Source organism: Mucilaginibacter sp. P4_G9, assembly GCF_056400985.1.
The window spans coordinates 1-911 of the sequence record NZ_JBFUKF010000849.1; the positions used below are offsets into that span (position 1 = coordinate 1).

2 protein-coding genes are annotated in these 911 nt (G+C 41.3%); both read right to left on the bottom strand.

Translation table 11 applies throughout. The features are described 5' to 3' along the window. The coding region (locus AC1DPZ_RS28110; RefSeq protein ID WP_477409742.1) for an ABC transporter permease at positions 1-454 on the bottom strand (454 nt) is incomplete at its 3' end. A gap of 127 nt (positions 455-581) precedes the next feature. Continuing rightward, positions 582-911 (bottom strand): ABC transporter permease (locus AC1DPZ_RS28115; RefSeq protein ID WP_477409744.1); only part of this gene is annotated, 330 nt, incomplete at its 5' end.

The window sequence follows — 911 nt, forward strand, 5'->3', positions numbered from 1 at the left end:
GGTTAGGACCATTAAATGCTGTTTTAGCAGCCCCGGCAAGCCAGGTATAATTAAAAAGTTCAAAATAGCGCTCATCGGCCAATACCACATTGTCCTGTAGTTTGAATTTAACAGGAACGCCAGACTTAGCCGGTACAAGTACATTGGGTTGATACAAACTGAAAAACGGGGCAGCTATTGCAACGCCGCTTACTTCTGTCCTTACAGCCTCGGGCAAAGGACCGCAAACACCTCGTTTATAAGATGGTTCGCCTGCGAAGGTATAATTAKAAATAATCCGGTAAACGCGGTCGCGATCCTTAAACGACTGGTTAAATGTAAAATCGAAATGCACAATCAAATAAATAACCAATGCCGAACTGATGCCAATGGATAAACCAATAACATTAACGAACGTGAAAAATTTGTGTCGCCAAAAGCTACGCAGGGCTATTTTTAAATAGTTTTTAATCATTTTCAGTTCATTAGTTCAATCGTTCATTAGTTCATTGGTGGTGTTGGTCATTTGTTTTTAGCATTTGTTTTTAACACATCAACATCAATCAAACAAGACCAATGAACCAGTGAACAAATGAACAAACCTATTCGCTCCTCAAACTCTTAACCGGGTTTGCCGATGCTGCTTTGATGGATTGAAAGCTGATAGTTACAAAAGCAATCACCAAAGCAATGATGCCAGCCATTACAAACACCCACCATTGTATACTGACGCGGAAAGCAAAATCAAGCAACCATTTACTCATGGTATACCAGGCTACCGGCAGGGCAATTACAGAGGCAATAAGCACCAGCTTCAAAAAGTCTTTTGATAGTTCGGTTACTATTTGCGGGATGCTGGCGCCTAATACCTTGCGCACCCCAATCTCTTTAACCCTTTGTGTAATGGTAAATGCCGACAAGCCAAATAACCC